This window comes from Atlanticothrix silvestris CENA357 (assembly GCF_016056295.1).
Taxonomy (GTDB): Bacteria; Cyanobacteriota; Cyanobacteriia; order Cyanobacteriales; family Nostocaceae; genus Atlanticothrix; species Atlanticothrix silvestris.
The window spans coordinates 25,628-41,788 of sequence record NZ_JAECZB010000019.1; the positions used below are offsets into that span (position 1 = coordinate 25,628).

General features: G+C 41.9%; 18 protein-coding genes. 12 read left to right on the top strand and 6 right to left on the bottom strand.

Annotation, left to right across the window (positions count from 1 at the left end; translation table 11 throughout):
* Positions 1-245 precede the first annotated feature (245 nt).
* Together hemB and I8751_RS10390 are read left to right on the top strand one after the other, a co-directional pair.
* Positions 246-1,226, top strand: a complete 981-nt coding sequence (gene hemB, locus I8751_RS10385; RefSeq protein ID WP_214439083.1) for a porphobilinogen synthase — start codon at positions 246-248, stop codon at positions 1,224-1,226.
* Between the two features lie 285 nt (positions 1,227-1,511).
* On the top strand, positions 1,512-2,432 hold the full coding sequence (locus tag I8751_RS10390; RefSeq protein WP_214439084.1) for a histone deacetylase family protein: 921 nt from the start codon (positions 1,512-1,514) through the stop codon (positions 2,430-2,432).
* Between the two features lie 73 nt (positions 2,433-2,505).
* Here I8751_RS10390 and I8751_RS10395 read toward each other — a convergent pair whose 3' ends face one another.
* Positions 2,506-3,048, bottom strand: a complete 543-nt coding sequence (locus I8751_RS10395) for a GNAT family N-acetyltransferase (RefSeq protein ID WP_214439085.1) — start codon at positions 3,046-3,048, stop codon at positions 2,506-2,508.
* A gap of 281 nt (positions 3,049-3,329) precedes the next feature.
* Between I8751_RS10395 and I8751_RS10400 the strand changes: the two genes are divergently transcribed.
* The 6 genes from I8751_RS10400 to I8751_RS30045 all read left to right on the top strand — a co-directional run bounded on the left by I8751_RS10400 (position 3,330) and on the right by I8751_RS30045 (position 8,616).
* On the top strand, positions 3,330-3,467 hold the full coding sequence (locus tag I8751_RS10400) for a hypothetical protein (RefSeq protein WP_214439086.1): 138 nt from the start codon (positions 3,330-3,332) through the stop codon (positions 3,465-3,467).
* Positions 3,468-3,636: 169 nt separating this feature from the next.
* The gene (locus I8751_RS10405; protein ID WP_214439087.1) at positions 3,637-4,083 is read left to right on the top strand and encodes a tellurite resistance TerB family protein; all 447 of its coding nucleotides are present in this window, start codon (positions 3,637-3,639) and stop codon (positions 4,081-4,083) included.
* A 272-nt stretch (positions 4,084-4,355) separates the two neighbouring features.
* A complete protein-coding gene (locus I8751_RS10410; RefSeq protein ID WP_214439120.1) occupies positions 4,356-5,708 on the top strand; it encodes a UDP-N-acetylmuramoyl-tripeptide--D-alanyl-D-alanine ligase in 1,353 nt (450 codons plus the stop codon).
* Positions 5,709-5,912: 204 nt separating this feature from the next.
* On the top strand, positions 5,913-6,290 hold the full coding sequence (locus tag I8751_RS10415; RefSeq protein ID WP_214439088.1) for a hypothetical protein: 378 nt from the start codon (positions 5,913-5,915) through the stop codon (positions 6,288-6,290).
* Between the two features lie 31 nt (positions 6,291-6,321).
* Positions 6,322-8,397 (top strand): caspase, EACC1-associated type, encoded by a 2,076-nt coding sequence (locus tag I8751_RS10420; RefSeq protein ID WP_214439089.1) that lies wholly within the window; start codon positions 6,322-6,324, stop codon positions 8,395-8,397.
* An 87-nt stretch (positions 8,398-8,484) separates the two neighbouring features.
* On the top strand, positions 8,485-8,616 hold the full coding sequence (locus tag I8751_RS30045; RefSeq protein WP_263973495.1) for a hypothetical protein: 132 nt from the start codon (positions 8,485-8,487) through the stop codon (positions 8,614-8,616).
* Positions 8,617-8,656: 40 nt separating this feature from the next.
* On the opposite strand, the gene I8751_RS10425 is transcribed toward I8751_RS30045, so the two are convergent.
* Positions 8,657-9,421: a Uma2 family endonuclease gene (locus I8751_RS10425; RefSeq protein ID WP_214439090.1), complete on the bottom strand. Its 765-nt coding sequence runs from the start codon at positions 9,419-9,421 to the stop codon at positions 8,657-8,659.
* 34 nt (positions 9,422-9,455) lie between these two features.
* Entirely contained in the window at positions 9,456-10,094 is a 639-nt protein-coding gene (locus I8751_RS10430) for a Uma2 family endonuclease (protein WP_214439091.1), read from the bottom strand.
* A 136-nt stretch (positions 10,095-10,230) separates the two neighbouring features.
* Here I8751_RS10430 and I8751_RS10435 point away from each other — a divergent pair, with 136 nt between their 5' ends.
* The 4 genes from I8751_RS10435 (at position 10,231) to I8751_RS10450 (ending at position 13,059) form a co-directional block, all read left to right on the top strand.
* Positions 10,231-10,956, top strand: coding sequence for a pyridoxine 5'-phosphate synthase (locus I8751_RS10435; RefSeq protein WP_214439092.1), 726 nt, complete (start codon positions 10,231-10,233; stop codon positions 10,954-10,956).
* 191 nt (positions 10,957-11,147) lie between these two features.
* Complete coding sequence (locus I8751_RS10440) at positions 11,148-11,867, top strand: SnoaL-like polyketide cyclase (protein ID WP_214439093.1); 720 nt, start codon at positions 11,148-11,150, stop codon at positions 11,865-11,867.
* Between the two features lie 65 nt (positions 11,868-11,932).
* Positions 11,933-12,262, top strand: a complete 330-nt coding sequence (locus tag I8751_RS10445) for an MgPME-cyclase complex family protein (RefSeq protein ID WP_214439094.1) — start codon at positions 11,933-11,935, stop codon at positions 12,260-12,262.
* A gap of 101 nt (positions 12,263-12,363) precedes the next feature.
* Positions 12,364-13,059, top strand: a complete 696-nt coding sequence (locus tag I8751_RS10450) for a hypothetical protein (RefSeq protein WP_214439095.1) — start codon at positions 12,364-12,366, stop codon at positions 13,057-13,059.
* A gap of 569 nt (positions 13,060-13,628) precedes the next feature.
* Here I8751_RS10450 and I8751_RS10455 read toward each other — a convergent pair.
* From I8751_RS10455 to folD, 3 genes are all read right to left on the bottom strand, one after another.
* Positions 13,629-14,084, bottom strand: a complete 456-nt coding sequence (locus tag I8751_RS10455; RefSeq protein WP_214439096.1) for a divergent PAP2 family protein — start codon at positions 14,082-14,084, stop codon at positions 13,629-13,631.
* Positions 14,085-14,100: 16 nt separating this feature from the next.
* Positions 14,101-15,030, bottom strand: a complete 930-nt coding sequence (gene crtE, locus I8751_RS10460; protein WP_214439097.1) for a geranylgeranyl diphosphate synthase CrtE — start codon at positions 15,028-15,030, stop codon at positions 14,101-14,103.
* A 122-nt stretch (positions 15,031-15,152) separates the two neighbouring features.
* Entirely contained in the window at positions 15,153-16,031 is an 879-nt protein-coding gene (gene folD, locus I8751_RS10465; protein ID WP_214439098.1) for a bifunctional methylenetetrahydrofolate dehydrogenase/methenyltetrahydrofolate cyclohydrolase FolD, read from the bottom strand.
* Between the last annotated feature and the right edge of the window lie 130 nt (positions 16,032-16,161).

Below are 16,161 nucleotides of genomic sequence, written 5' to 3' on the forward strand. Positions count from 1 at the left end.
TTGTCTCATTTTCTTTATTATTTATTGGGTATTTATTGGGTATATTTCTGATATTTTTGTCTTAGTATACAGCGTAACAATGGCAACAAAGCTGTAAAATACGAAATTGCCCCACAGTTTGAGCAAGAGTAGGGCAAGGGTCAGTTAAGCACTGTTTGTAGTCTGTTCCATAACAGCAGAGTTCTACCCTGCTTTTGTGACGCTTTGTCTTGTGTCCATTGCGTTGTTTTTCTTGACAAAAATTTATGTTTCCAATACATCGCCCACGTCGTCTGCGTACTCATCCCCAACTGCGCCGGATGGTACGTGAGACTGTCTTAACAACAAATGATTTAATTTACCCACTTTTTGCTGTTCCAGGTAGTGGAATTGCCAAAGAAGTGAAATCTATGCCTGGAGTTTACCAACTTTCGGTAGATAAAATTGTTGAAGAGGCAAAAGTAGTTTATGACTTAGGGATTCCCGCGATTATTTTATTTGGTATCCCTGAAGAGAAGGATGTTGATGCCACTGGCGCTTGGCATGATTGTGGTATTGTGCAAAAAGCAGCAACTGCGGTAAAAAAAGCAGTACCAGATTTAATTGTCATTGCTGATACTTGTTTGTGTGAATATACAAGTCACGGTCACTGCGGTTATTTGCAAGTGGGCGATTTGACAGGACAAGTTCTTAATGACCCTACCTTAGAATTGCTGAAAAAAACAGCAGTTTCTCAAGCACAAGCAGGTGCAGACATCATTGCACCTTCTGGGATGATGGATGGTTTTGTGCAGGCCATTCGTGAGGGTTTGGATGAAGCCGGATTCCAAAACACGCCGATTTTGTCTTATGCTGCTAAGTATGCTTCTGCTTACTATGGCCCATTTCGGGATGCAGCAGACTCGACACCGCAATTTGGAGACAGAAGAACTTATCAAATGGATCCAGGTAATGGTCGTGAAGCCATTAAAGAAGTTGAACTGGATATCGCCGAAGGTGCTGATATGCTTATGGTCAAGCCAGCTTTGGCCTACATGGACATTATCTGGCGCGTGAAGGAAGCAAGTAACTTACCCGTTGCTGCCTACAATGTTTCTGGTGAGTATTCCATGATTAAAGCTGCTGCTCTCAACGACTGGATTGATGAAAAGCGCGTGGTTCTGGAAACTTTGACCGGGTTTAAACGCGCTGGCGCAGATTTGATATTAACCTACCATGCCAAGGATGCGGCACGATGGTTACAGTAGGGTGCGCGATTGAGTAGGCATTATTTAAGCAGAGGCGCAGAGTTATTAACTGAAAACAGTGTTAACCAGCGCTTCTATTTTTTTCTAACAGTTTGCCTTGCTTAAACTCAAGCATAATTAAATTAACCTAGTTATCAATCCCTTTTTTTCCAATGGTGCTAACTTTGACAAGTAATTGTCTCAGATTTCTATGAGGAACTAATTTGTCATAGTGTAAGCGACCAAGAATTATGCCTGGATGTTAGACAATCTTGAAAGTTAACGCCAGCCTAAACTTTTTGCCCTATGCTACCAGTCATTTATTCCGACGAGTTTTTAGATCACAAGACTGGAAGATATCATCCAGAGAATCCAGAACGCCTGACAGCAATTGTCAACGCCCTCAAAGCATCTGCTTTTGCAGAACAAATTGCTTGGCAAAAGCCTACACCAGCATTAGAAAAGCGATCGCTGATGCCTTTGTTAGTACAAACTCATAGCCCAGCTTACATTAAGAAACTTAAAGAAATCGCTACTACTGGTGGTGGTTATTTAGATGGAGATACGCCAGTCTCGCCACGAAGTTATGATGTCGCACTACTAGCTGTCAGTGCTTGGCTAGATGGAGTTGATACCGTGTTGGCTACAGCAAATCCGGCTTTTGTGCTAGCACGCCCGCCAGGACATCATGCTGAAAGTGATACTGGGATGGGCTTTTGCTTATTTTCTAATGCGGCGATCGCTGCTTTTTATGCCATAGAACAACCGGGAATTAAACGCGTCGCTATTTTAGATTGGGATGTGCATCATGGTAATGGTACTCAAGCGATCGTTGAAAATCATCCCCAAATTGCCTACTGTTCTCTACATCAATACCCTTGTTATCCCGGTACTGGTAAAGCTTCCGAACGGGGACTTCATGATAATGTCTTAAATCTACCCCTACCTCCTGGTAGTGATATCACCGTATATCAACCACTGTTAGCCAACAAGGTAGTACCGTTTTTAACAGACTTTCAAGCCGATTTATTAATTGTTAGTGCTGGTTACGATGCCAATGCTACAGATCCGTTGGCAAGTATCAATTTACAGCCAGAAAACTATGCTTTATTCACTGATTATTGTTTGGGGCTAACTCGTAAAATCATCTTTGGTTTGGAAGGTGGCTATGATTTTACAGCACTTTCTCAATCAGTTTTAGCAACAATAGAACGCTGTTTAATTTAGGAAATTTCATTTATAAAATCATGCCTAATAATGCTGCTATATAATAGTTTTATTATGGATGGAATACGCCACTCTAGTCCCTAGCCCCTAGTCCCTTTTTAGGAATTCTATACTCTACTAAATGTAAAATATTACCACTCAAATTCATCTGCTCGTATTCTCTAAAAACTTGCCCGCCTAGCTTTTCGGGAATTTTGCGACTGGGGATATTTGCTCGGTCTACAGGATAGATCAGATACTCATAGTCTAAGTTATCCTCAGCCCATTTTTTCAGGGCTGCGATCGCCTCTAGCCCATAACCGTTACCATGTGCTGATTTTTTTAGCCAAATACCTGCGGCTGGATATTTAGTATTAAGTTCATGTATGCCACTACACCCTAAAAATTCTTGAGAATCTTTCTTTAAAATTACAACGATCAGGTTATCCTCATTTTGCATTTCTAGTAGCGATTCACTAATAAAAAATTCCGTTTCAGAAATCGTTTTAGGTGAACGAGGATGCATGTAAGTAGTAATTTCCTGCGTAAATTCTCTAAAAATACATTGTTTGTATTTCTGTGATACAGGCTCTAAAAGCAGCCTATCTGTGGAAATTTCTAAATTTAAAAGTTCCATACTCGATTTTTGAGAATGTACTTTAATTTACTAATATTTCAAAGCTAATTGCGGTGGTTTATAGCGTATTAATTTTGACATTAAAGCTTGTTCTGTATTGCCTGTGACATAAGATCGATGAATTTCATGGAATCTTCAAAAAGAAAAAGTCTGAGTGGTCTTATAAAAGAGCTAAAGTTTTGTTAAGATGCTAATGCGAGGAGTTTCTTCACGGGAATTATTCAGTCAGTGCGTGAAGAAATAAAAAGTCCTAGCAACACAGAGTAAAAAAAGGTGAAGCAATGACCACCTACATTTTTTTTGAAGATGCCCTCCGGATGCTTACTAATGCCTACTTGCTATCAGCAGTGTTTCTAATCGCAGCTTCTGGCATAGGTTTGGCAGTCATCGAAACGATTGAAAAAACAGGAGAACGCTAAGTTAAGTCCTGGTGATGTACTTTTTGCCAAAAAGCATTGAGTGCAGGTGTTCGCTGTGAAGCTGTCCTGGGAACACTAAGCAATGAAAGTCTCACAGCGTTACAGCATTACCTGACAATCTCCACAGGTAACTGTATCGCTACTGAGACCCAATCCAGGAGCAACTACCATGAATTTATTAAACACAGTCCTGGGCACAGAAAACCAAGCCCCAGCGTTCCTCAGTCCGGCGGAAGCTTTTGCAGCCATAACTTTGGTAACAACAGCTTCAGATGGTTATCTTTCTAATGAACAAGCGCTTTGCCTATCCTCTGTACTGTCTCGGTTAAAACTTTTTAGAAGTTATACCGATGAGCTAATGAAGAGGTTATTTGATAAAATCTTAGGTATTCTTAGGCAGGAAGGTTTTAATTCCTTATTTAACGCAGCTAAACAGTCTCTATCTCAAGATTTACGGGAAGCAGCTTTTGCTGTAGCCACCGATTTGATATTAGCTGAAAGTCTTGTAACCGAAGACGAAAAAAATTTTTTAACCGATTTATCTCAAGCTTTAGGTCTTTCCTCTGAAATAGCGATCCAAATCATGCAAGTGATGGCGATCAAAAATCAAGGATAAGGCGATGATATAAGAGTAGACGAGATATTATACTTAATACCCAACTATAAGTAACAAATTAAATATAAATTAAGTAGTGCCAAAGGAGTTTTGCTTCTTTGGCACTATTCTTATTGTGGTTTTGCCAAAATCTGTAAAAATATTAACCTTAATACTTTTATCAAGAAGGGAAAAGGGAAAAAATTCTCCCTATGGCAACTTCTTTCCTGATGGGCGACCTAATTCATCCCTTTACCTCTTCCCCTTTAACCCTTACCCCTCTTTTTATTAATATGCCTTGGTCTGCTTCCATACCCCAACTAATTGAAGTTCTTTTGTCTCATCCTGTAAACTTATCTGAAGCTGCCTTAGCACAAGTAAGCAATGGTATTCAAACAGACAGCCGTATTCTGAAACCTGGTGAAGTGTTTCTAGCCTTGCGGGGTGAAAAGTTTGATGGACACGAATTTGTACCCACAGCGATCGCTAAAGGTGCTGTAGCTGCAATTGTCGATTTTGCCTACAAAAATCCAGGATTACCTGTATTGCAAGTAGAAAATACCTTAAAGGCATATCAGCAAATCGGCAGATGGTGGCGCGATCGCTTTCATATTCCTGTGATTGGGGTGACTGGTTCTGTAGGCAAAACCACAACTAAAGAACTGATTGCGGCAGTTTTGGCAACGCAAGGGTCAGTTCACAAAACTTATGGGAATTTTAACAACGAAATCGGTGTCCCTAAAACACTCCTAGAACTTGATGCCGAACATGACTTTGCCGTGATTGAAATGGCAATGCGGGGTAGAGGACAAATTGCCGAACTCACCCACATAGCGCATCCCACCATTGGATTGATTACCAATGTCGGCACGGCACATATTGAGTTACTGGGTTCTGAAGTTGCGATCGCTGAGGCAAAATGTGAGTTATTAGCCGAAATGCCCAAGGATAGTGTAGCGATTCTCAATTATGACAATCCTTTATTAATGACGACGGCGAAGAAATTTTGGTCAGGGGAAGTTTTGACTTATGGCCTTTCTGGTGGTGACATCCAAGGACAATTGAGCGATAGCGAAACTATAGAAGTAGGAGGAATGCAATTGCCTTTACCTCTACCTGGTCGCCACAATGCCACAAATTTCTTGGCAGCCTTGGCAGTAGCAAAGGTCGTGGGAATTGATTGGTCAAGCCTGAAAGATGGTGTAAGAGTGGATATGCCCACCGGGCGATCGCAGCGTTTTACTTTGCCCAATGATGTATTAATCTTAGATGAGACATATAATGCTGCACCAGAAGCTATGTTTGCTGCTTTGCAATTGTTGGCAGACACACCCGGAAAGCGCAAAATAGCCGTGTTAGGTGCAATGAAAGAATTGGGAGAGCGATCGCTCCAACTGCACCAGCAAGTGGGAGAAACAGTGCGAAATTTGCAATTAGACGGCTTGTTAGTTTTGGTTGACGGACAAGATGCAGAAGCGATCGCTAAAAGTGCCGGGAGTATTCCATCGGAGTGTTTTGCCACTCATGGCGAGTTGATTGCCAGATTGAAGACATACGTACAAACAGGCGATCGTTTATTGTTCAAAGCTGCCCATTCAGTGGGACTGGATCGTGTTGTCAATCAGTTTCGCTCAGAATTTTCTTAAGGTAGCTACTGCTATTTTTTCAATGTCTTGCGATCACAATTTTAAGAGCGATCGCTATTTTCACATAGCAATCTTTCGCCAAAAATTGTAGATTTTTGAGAAAATATCAGTAACTTCACCGAAATTATTGCAATTCGTGATGTAATCAGTGAAGTCACGGCAAAAAATCAGTCCTCAACTATTGTCCACGCTAAAGAGGTAAAAATGATCTCTGAATCTAATGTCAAACTAACGATCGCTCTTGCTAATCCAGACTTAGATCCAGAAGAGCAAGAGCAAGAAACGCGAAATCTTTTGCGAGAAATCAAAGATTTAGATGTAGAAAGTGCGGAACTTGTAGCAGTAACAGAAACACCTCAAGGTTCAAAGGCACTTGGAGGTTTTCTATTAGGAGTGTTGCAGGCTGAGGTAAGCCTTGCCAATTTGAAGAAAGTATTGGGATTTTTGGGCGATCGCTTAGGTAACAAAACCATTGAGTTGGAAGTTGAAGCTAACGGTAAGAAACTCAAGGTTAAGGCCAGCAGCCAGCAAGAACTAATGACCGCGATTACAGCAGCACAAAACTTTGTAGCAGTAACCTAAAAAATGCCACAACAGGGAAGAGGATAGGGACATGACGAAGGTAGCACTCCTAATAGGAGTTAGTGACTATGAGCCTGGTCTTAACCCGTTACCAGCCTCAGTCAAGGATGTGGAAGCGATGGCCAAAGTTTTGCAAAATCCAGAAATCGGTGGATTTGCCGAGACTAATATCCAAAAATTGGAGAATCCTGAACCTCAGAAAATGCAGGAAGCGCTCGAGATGCTGTTGAGCGATCGCCATAAAGATGATCTTGTAGTCCTTTACTTCTCAGGTCACGGTATTAAAGATGAGAGTGGCAAACTTCATCTTGCTACTCGCCTTACCCGCAAAAATCCCCAAGGACGACTGATCAAATCAACCACCGTTCCCGCCAGTTTTATTCATAGCATTATGAGCGATAGCCGCTGCAAGCGCCAAGTCGTAATTCTTGACTGTTGCTTTAGTGGAGCGTTTGCTGAGGGTTGGTCAGCTAAAGATGATGGCTCTCTCGATATCCGGGCTGAACTGGGTGGCGAGGGGCGAGTTGTCTTGACCTCTTCTACTGCTACTGAGTATTCTTTCCAGCAACAAGAAGCAAATCTTTCGATTTATACCCGTTACCTGATTGAAGGTATTGAAACAGGAGCCGCAGATTTAGATAATGATGGTGCAGTTTCGGTTGATGAGTTGCATGAGTACGCCAAGAAGAAAGTTCAAGAAACGGCTCCTGCCATGCAACCAGAAATTTATGCAGTCAAAGAAGGGTTTAAAATCCTATTATCTAAAGCACCCATTGGTGATCCAAAACTGAAGTATCGCAAAGAAGTAGAGATTTATGCTAGTCGGGGCGAGATTTCGATTATGGGTCGTATAATATTAGACGCCCTACGTCAGAATTTGGGGTTGCTCCCTGAAGAAACTGCTGCAATTGAAACTGAGGTTTTAAAACCGTATCAAGAATATCAACAAAAATTGCAGCAATATGAGCAAGCATTAGTTGATGCGATGGGGCGTGAACAGACTTTGAGTGACTATACTCGCAATGATTTGCGACGTTATCAGGAAATTTTAGGACTTAGAGATGAAGACATAGCGTCAATTGAGACGAAAATTAGTCCCAAAAACGAATCAGTTCAATTTCCAGATCAAGTTACAGCGTCCAAAAACATCTCCCGCGAGAATGATGTAACACCAGTCAAACCACTCAGCAAAGCTGTCGCAGCAAGTCAAACTGAAACTCCTGCGCCCAATATAATAAAATCTCAAACTATTCTTTCTACTTCTATTGCAGTTCTAAAAAACCCCAGAGCAATTGGTGGAATAGGTATTCTCGCTGCTATAGTTCTAACTTTCTCTTTCTTGGTGAAGCCGAACGATACCCCAGTAACGACACAGCCTAACCCAGCAGAATCGCCTGCACCTGCCACTTTCTCTCCTACAACCGAAATCAGTGCTAAAGATTTCTATGATAGAGGACTTGATAAGTATAACAAAAAGGATTACAAGGGAGCTATTGAGGATTTTAACGAAGCAATACGACTCGATCCCAATAATTATGTACTTGCTTACTACTGGCGAGGTCGTGCCCATTCTTATCTTGAAAACTATCAAGAGGCAGTTGAGAATTATGACCAGTATCTTAAGATCAATCCTAATGATGTCGATGGTCTCGATAACAGAGGATACTCTTATTACAATTTAGATAAATATGATCTTGCTATTGCTGATTTAAATAAATCTATTGGAATTAACTCCAAAAATAGTTATGCCCATAACCAACGAGGTCTAGCTTACTACGAACAAGGCAAGTTTGAGTTAGCCATTGCTGATTACACAAAAGCCATTGAGCTTAAATATACACCACTTAGATCGGCATATTTTAACCGGGCTAGATCCTACTATAAACAAAGTAACTACAATAAGACAATTGAGGATTACAATCAGACTATTCGTCTCGATTCTAGTTATGCTCCTGCTTACTACAACCGAGGTCTTGCCTACACTCAATTAAACAACAAGCAGGCAGCGATCGCAGATTATCAAAAAGCCGCAGACCTTTATCAGCAACAGGGAAAAACAAAAGACTCTCAAGATGCTTTGGAGAAAATTCAAAAGCTTCAGGAGTAACTATACTTTGACTAGCGATCGCATCATAATTGGTTTCAGCATCAGGCGATCGCCTGGATAATCTTATATTCTTATTCAAGTGCAGGGTTGAATGCTTATAATTTCAATGCACCAGAGCCGGAGATAGTATTAGTGATGGAGAGTTTGGCATCTGGAGAGATTGACGAAAGTACTTCGCAGGTTTGGTTAGCAAAATATGCTGATCAATTGCATGAATAAAATGATGCAATATTACACGACCTAATTGAAAAAATCATCCTTATAACATCTCTGGATTTTCCCCCAACTCTCTTAATCTAGCTTCCAAACGAGCAGTTCTTTCAGCAGTAGCTTGAGCTTGTGTAACAGCAATTTCCGCCTGTGTAATTGCGGCTTGTGCTTGTACAGCAGCGGCTTCTTCTGGTAACAAAACTAAATTGCCAGCCACATCATAAAATCGTAACCATATCGCCGTTTCTCTGTCTATCGTTCCTTCCCAAATCCCCAACCAGAAACCTAAACGCTTACACCATAGCCACCCGCGATCATTTGGTGTTAATAGTTGATACTGCTGATTATCATCTAAATGCCACCCCTGCAAAGAATTAGGATCAAAGGGATCATAGACAAAATAATCAGAGGTGCGAAAAATTTGCTCATAAAGATCTTTTTTAAAACCCTTGTCTATTGCTGCCGTCGATGGTGACATTAATTCCACAATTACATCAGGATAACGACCATTTTCTTCCCAAACTACCCAACCTTGTCTAGAGTTATTAACATCGACATTCAAAACAGCAAAAAAATCTGGGCCACGGAAATCACGGTTACGAACTTGGGCGCTGCTGTAATAAATAAACATATTGCCGCCAGTAAAGAAATCATTGCGGTCAGCCCAAGCTTGTTGCAATGACCGAATCAGGACATTCATAGCAATACGGTGGCGATTTGATTCCAAGGATTCACCATCATCAAAAATTAAATCTGTAGGTGGCATGGGGGGTTGCCAGTCTACAACGGCTGCTGGATTGTTCTCAATATTCATGAGCGATCGCCTTTTTCACAAAGCCTTAAATTGACTATAAATTATTCTTTACCCAATTTCTAAAATTACGCATAGCTTGACTTCTCCCAATAGTTAAACACTGTTGGACATACTCGTTAACTAATTCAATAATTGGGATATTAGGAAAATTAGGACTAAATTGAGATTTTATATATTTGCCTTCTTGTAATAAATAAATTTCTAAACCTTGTTGTGTGTAACGCCAAAGTTCAGGGACTGCCAAAATTTCATAATTCTCAAATCGAGTGCGGGAGGTAATATCGATTTCAACAGCTAAATCTGGTGGTGGGTCTATATTTAAATCTATGCGATTTTTACCAATGACAGCAGCTTGATTTTGAATATAAAAACTGGTATCGGGTTCCACTGCTTGAAGCATTCGTTCATTTTTAAGTGTTGTGGAGCCAAAAGGCTCAAAATCAATTTGGAGTATTTCTAACAAGATTTTGACTAAATCACCAATAAGTTCTTTATCTTTTTCGTGTTCTGGTAAGGGAACCATAATTTCTAACCAGCCATGACTATAAGAAATACGTGCGGCACGCTTTTCTCCCATTTCTTCTAAAATATTTTCTAACTGCTGCCAACTAATATCTTTGAGCAACATTTGTTGACCTGGTTTGACGATAATTTGTTGTAGTTTTAAAAGCATATCGCCTCACAGAGTTGGTTTACATATTATTTTAAATCCGTTGAGTTAGTAAGGCGATCGCCTGGACTTGACAACTTCTAGCCATAATTTCCGGTAAAATTAACTTCTGAGGACTGTGGATAGGGAGATACAAGGGTTGCCTACACTTGGTGTTAACATCGACCACATTGCTACCATCCGACAAGCACGGCGGACGGTAGAACCAGACCCCGTAGCGGCGGCGGTGCTGGCAGAATTAGCAGGTGCAGACGGCATTACAGTACATCTGCGAGAAGATCGGCGGCATATCCAAGATCGGGATGTGCGAATTTTAAGACAAACGGTGCGATCGCATCTGAATTTAGAAATGGCCGCTACAGATGAAATGTTGGGAATTGCTCTTGATATCAAACCCGATTATGTAACTTTAGTACCTGAAAAACGCGAAGAAGTCACCACAGAAGGCGGATTAGATATTGCCGGGCAAATTGCTAGAATAGGTGAGATAGTCGATAAACTACAGAGTGCTAGCATTCCAGTTAGTCTGTTTATTGATGCCGAACCAGCACAAATTGAAGCATCCGTCAAGGTGCAGGCACGATTCATTGAACTGCACACTGGGCAATATGCTGAAGCTAAAGATGAAACTAAGCGTCAGCAAGAATTAGCTGTATTAGCCAAAGGTTGCGAACAAGCGATCAAAGCTGGATTGCGAGTTAACGCTGGTCACGGACTCACCTACTGGAACGTTTATCCGGTGGCTGCTCTTCCAGGCATGGAAGAACTAAATATTGGTCATACCATCATTAGTCGGGCAGCCTTGGTAGGTATAGAAAGAGCAGTCCGCGAGATGAAACAAGCCATACATGGGCATAAAGAATAGGGAAAGAAACTTTAAGCCATAACCTGTCTTCAAGCCTAATAAAGTAAACTAGCCATTCAAAATTAATGAAACGCTTGCGGAATGGGAATTACGAATTACGAATTACGAATTACGAATTCTGCGAAGCGGTACCAGAGGGGTTGTCACTGCGAAATCTGGAAATTGCAAGCAAATCTTCAGTAAAGACTTCTATGAGCGCCACACAGTCTAACAACTTGCCGCTTTGGGTACAAGATAGAGATCAAGTTATTGCAGAAAGTACTAATGTCCAGTGGCGTTATCAGACAGCCCCAGATTATTCTCGCTCAAACGAAAATCTGGCTACAGAAAGTACACGTAATCATCTTGAAGGTACATTAGAAGTGATCGTGCAAAATTTGGTGAGAACCTTCGAGATGGAGGTCTCTTTCAAAACGAACCCACAACAATGGTTGTCTATCGTCAATGACAAGTTTCGTGTTAGTACCAATGGCGGATTAGAGTACACAGCAGCAGATTTATCAGCCCAAGGTACTTACAATTTATTTATGGCTGATTCCGAACATTACAAAGCTTCTCAAGAAAGCTTTGAAACATCAGCCCAAATCTTCCATACAACCTTTCCTCAAGGATTTCCCTGGGAGGTGTTGGAGGTGTTTTCCGGGCCACCAAATGTAACATTTAAGTGGCGGCACTGGGGACATTTTAACGGTGCGTACCAAGACTATGCACCAACTGGAGAAACCATAGAAATTATCGGCATGAGCATTGCTCGTGTAACTGATGACTTGAAAATTATTTCTTTGGAACACTACTTTGACAACACACTATTCTTGGATAAATTGATAGCTGGTGGTAAACAAGTAAGTAGTGAAAACAACAAAGGTGCTTGTCCCTTTAGTTCTTGGTTCAAGAAAGGAAAAAAAAGCTAGTTAATCAGGGTACAGTGTGATCTCTGTACCCTTAAATTATTCATTAGTAACCATCAAGGATGAAAATGCAAACATACTATTACGTTTTGGCAAGCCAACAATTTTTGGTACATGAAGAACCAATAGACGAAGTTTTGAAAGAACGCACTCGTCACTACCACGAACAAGAAAAAGAAATTGATTTTTGGTTGATTCAGCAACCAGCCTTTTTAGAAGCACCAGAGATGGCAGAAGTAAAAGCAAAGTGTCCCAAACCAGCAGCTGCAATTATTTCTACTAATTCCCAATTTATTATCTGGCTAAAACTGCGATTAGAGTATGTGATCACAGGTGAATTTCAGGCTCCTTCTGCAACAATTCCTAATCCTTTGGCATCTCTTAGTAATGTGTCGTGATATATAGTCAACAGTCAACAGTCAACAGTCAATAGTCATTAAGATTGTGGACTGTGGACTATTGACTCATAACTAAATAATCTTTTGAGAAAATCCAGTTTATGCATCCCAAATCTGTGCAGAAATTTGAAACTTTATCCAGTGCTTTAGGATTTGCGATCGCAGGATTAATAGGTAGCATGACTTACGCGATCGCCCAACCAGCCATTCCTGTCTGCCAGCCTCCAAGTGCTGGAGAGTATCTTTTACTAGTAGTCAGTCCTACAGCAAATAATCAAAAGCAGTTGCGTAGCGCCTTACCAAATGAAATTCCTAGCACCACCTGCCAATACCTCACTGAAATAGTGACGCGGATAGGAGGATTTAAAAAGATTGACGATGCCAATCGTTGGGCGAGATATATCAATAATATTGCTGGGTTATCTGCCATTATCACTACAAGACCAGCAGCGCCCAATGTGGCACAAGCTCAAACCCAAACGCAACCTCAGATTCAACCTCAGATTCAACTTCAATCTCAGACAATCAGCTATAATCCCCAAGCCCTAGGAGAGGGTTTTGCAATTTTAGTAGATTATTTCAACCGCCCAGAACTAGCAAATAGCGTGCAACAAACGGTAGGAGGCAATGTAGGTTTTGCATCCTACGGTCAACGCCCTTACTTGCTGGCAGTTCATACCACTAACCAACAAGAAGCATACAATACATTGCAGAAACTCAATGAACGTGGTTTTTTTGCCGTTCTTGTAGATAGTCGCAACGTAGTTCTATTAAGGTCGGTTGTACGTTTGCAATAAGTTAATCAACAATATCAAACTTGAAGGTCAAGGTTGAATTCAATATTTTTTGGCTATGGTCTATTGACTCTAGCCTTTTCTAGGTGACTCGAAAATCTCTTGTTCTTTCTCAGCGTTCTCTGTCTTGAAAAGTTTGTTACGGAGGAGCCAGTGCGGTCTTCTCCCAAGGGGAGACGCTAAAAGCGATGGGGGTTTCCACGCCACTTGCTACAACGGAGGAAACCTCCGCAACGCAGTGGCTCCCCATGAGCAACTGGCGTTGGAAACCCTCCGACGCTCGCGGACTCGCTAACGCTGCGCTATGACAACTTTTCGCTGCGACTCTGCGGTTTAAAAGTAATTTATTTAACCACAGAGGCGCAGAGAGAAGTTGCGTGCGCGGGTTCCCCGCGTTGAGCAAACTTCTCCTATCGGAGACGCTGCGCGAACGGAAGGACACAGAGGGAAGTCGGAGCAGCGGCTACCGCCGTAGATGCTTTTGCAGCTTGTCGTAGGCATCTGAACAAGCAATTTTTTGACCAATATTTTTACCCACCTTGAAAAACCTGCCACGGACTCTTAGCTTTTGACTAATAAGCAGCCCTAGCCAACCAAGAAATGGTGATGCCTAAAGCTGACCCAGCTATCACCTGCACTGGTGTATGTCCTAACAATTCTTTAAGACGGTCTTGGCTAAAGTCTGGTTTTTCGTGGAATAATTCATCAATCATTTGATTGAGGATGCGAGCTTGTTTACCAGCAGCTTGACGAACTCCAGCTGCATCGTACATGACAATGATCGCAAAAACCATAGCTAAAGCAAAATCAGGTGATGCCCAACCAATGCTTTGCCCTACACCAGTGGCTAGAGCCGTAACTAGGGCCGAATGGGCACTGGGCATACCTCCAGTTGTCACTAAAACACGCACATCAAGTTTACGATGTTTGGCTAGCTCCACTAATAACTTCAATGCCTGAGCAATTAAACAAGCTATCAGAGCAACCAGCAGCACCCGGTTGTCTAAAATGTCGCCTATGTCCTGCATGGGTTTTGGTATTGACCTAGTGATTGCGACTGGTAATAAAGTGGGCAAGTGCTTGAAGTGGCTGTGCTAGTTCCCCAAAAGGTTCTAACTCCTTACAAGCTGCCTCAATTAGCTGTTGGGCTTTGGAGCGCGATTCCTCAATTCCCCACAAGCTAGGATAAGTTACTTTCTTAGCTACAAGGTCTTTACCAGCAGTTTTGCCTAATTGTTCCTGGGTAGCAGTGATATCCAGAATATCATCTATGATTTGAAATGCTAGTCCAATGTTTTGCGAATAGCGAGATAGCTTTTGCACATTTTCAGATGATGCCCCGGCTAAAATGCCACCACAAACAACGCAGGCTTCTAAAAGGGCGGCTGTTTTATGGTTATGGATAAAAGTCAGAGTTTCTAGAGAAATATCTGACTTTCCTTCCGAGTCCAAATCAACCACTTGACCACCAACTAAACCAGCAGCCCCCATTGCCCTACCGAGACGAGCAATCACCTTTAAAACTCGATCTTTTGGCACGTTTTCGGGAGTTTGAGTGGCAACAAACTCAAAAGCATAAGCCAACAAGCCGTCTCCAGCCAAAATAGCAATGTCTTCACCGTAGATCTTGTGATTGGTCAACTTGCCGCGACGGTAATCATCGTTATCCATTGCTGGTAGGTCGTCATGAATCAAAGACATGGTGTGGATCATCTCTACAGCACAAGCTGCTGGCATTGCCATTTCAATCGTACCGCCCATCATCTCACAAGTAGCAAGGCAAAGAATAGGTCGCAGGCGCTTACCTCCAGCTAATAGCGAGTAGCGCATTGATTCATAAATCTTTTCTGGATAAATGATGGGAATAGCCTTGTCCAGAGCAGCTTCACAAATTTTTTGTCGCTCTTTTAGATAGGCTACTAGGTTAAAAGTGGCTTTCTCTGGCATTTTCTGAAGGTTATCCGCTGCTACCATTCTTCAATTCCTTCAATTTTGGGCTTTTGGGTGTTTGGTCATATACGTCACAATTTTAAGATGCTGTGGAGCTAAAAAAATGATGAATCAGGTGAGGAGTTAAAACTCCTAACTCTTAACTTTTAACTCCCTGCTTTCCTTAAATAGCTGGCAACTGTATTTTGCAATAAAATGGCGACAGTCATAGGGCCAACACCACCAGGAACGGGGGTGATAAATCCCGCCACGCCAGCAGTTGATTCCCAGTGGACATCGCCGACTAAGCGACTCTTACCACTTGCATCGGTGACACGGTTCATTCCCACATCTACCACAACAGCGTCCGGTTTCACCATTTCAGCAGTGATTAATCCTGGACGACCTACAGCAGCAATAAGAATATCAGCATTTTTGACGATCGCACTTAGGTCTAGCGATCGCGAGTGAGCAACGGTAACAGTAGCATCAGCTTCTAGTAACATCAAGGCCATAGGCTTGCCTACCAAAATACTTCGTCCCACAACTACAGCCTGTTTTCCCCGTAAGGGAATGTCATACTCCTGTAAAAGCCGCATGACACCAGCTGGGGTGCAACTGCGTAAACCCGCTTCTCCTCGCACTAGTCGTCCCAAGTTAACTGGGTGTAGTCCATCGGCATCTTTGTCTGGGTCTATTTGATGTAGCAGAGTCACAGCATCCAAATGATCAGGTAGGGGTAGCTGCACGAGAATGCCATCTACCTGCTCATCTTGATTGAGTTCAGCAATTACTGACTCTAATTCTGCTTGGGTGGTTTCTGTCGGAAAGTGCTTGCCAAAAGAAGCAATGCCCACCTTAGCGCAAGCTCGTTCTTTATTGCGTACATAAGCAGCTGATGCTGGGTTATCGCCCACCATCAAAACTGCTAAACCAGGAGGTCTGCCAATTTTGGCTTGTGATTCTGTAATGCGAACAGACAGTTCTTGGTGAATTTTTTCAGCTAAAGCTTTACCATCAAGAAGTTTGGCAGTTTTGGTTTCCATTAGAATTTAATCCGAAGTGGGGCATTGGGCATGGGGCATGGGGGAAGAAGGTTTTAAGTTTGTTGATATTTTTTTTTAATTATGTTTATTTGTTTTTTCTAATTATCTAAGATTCATGGGCGAGTATCCA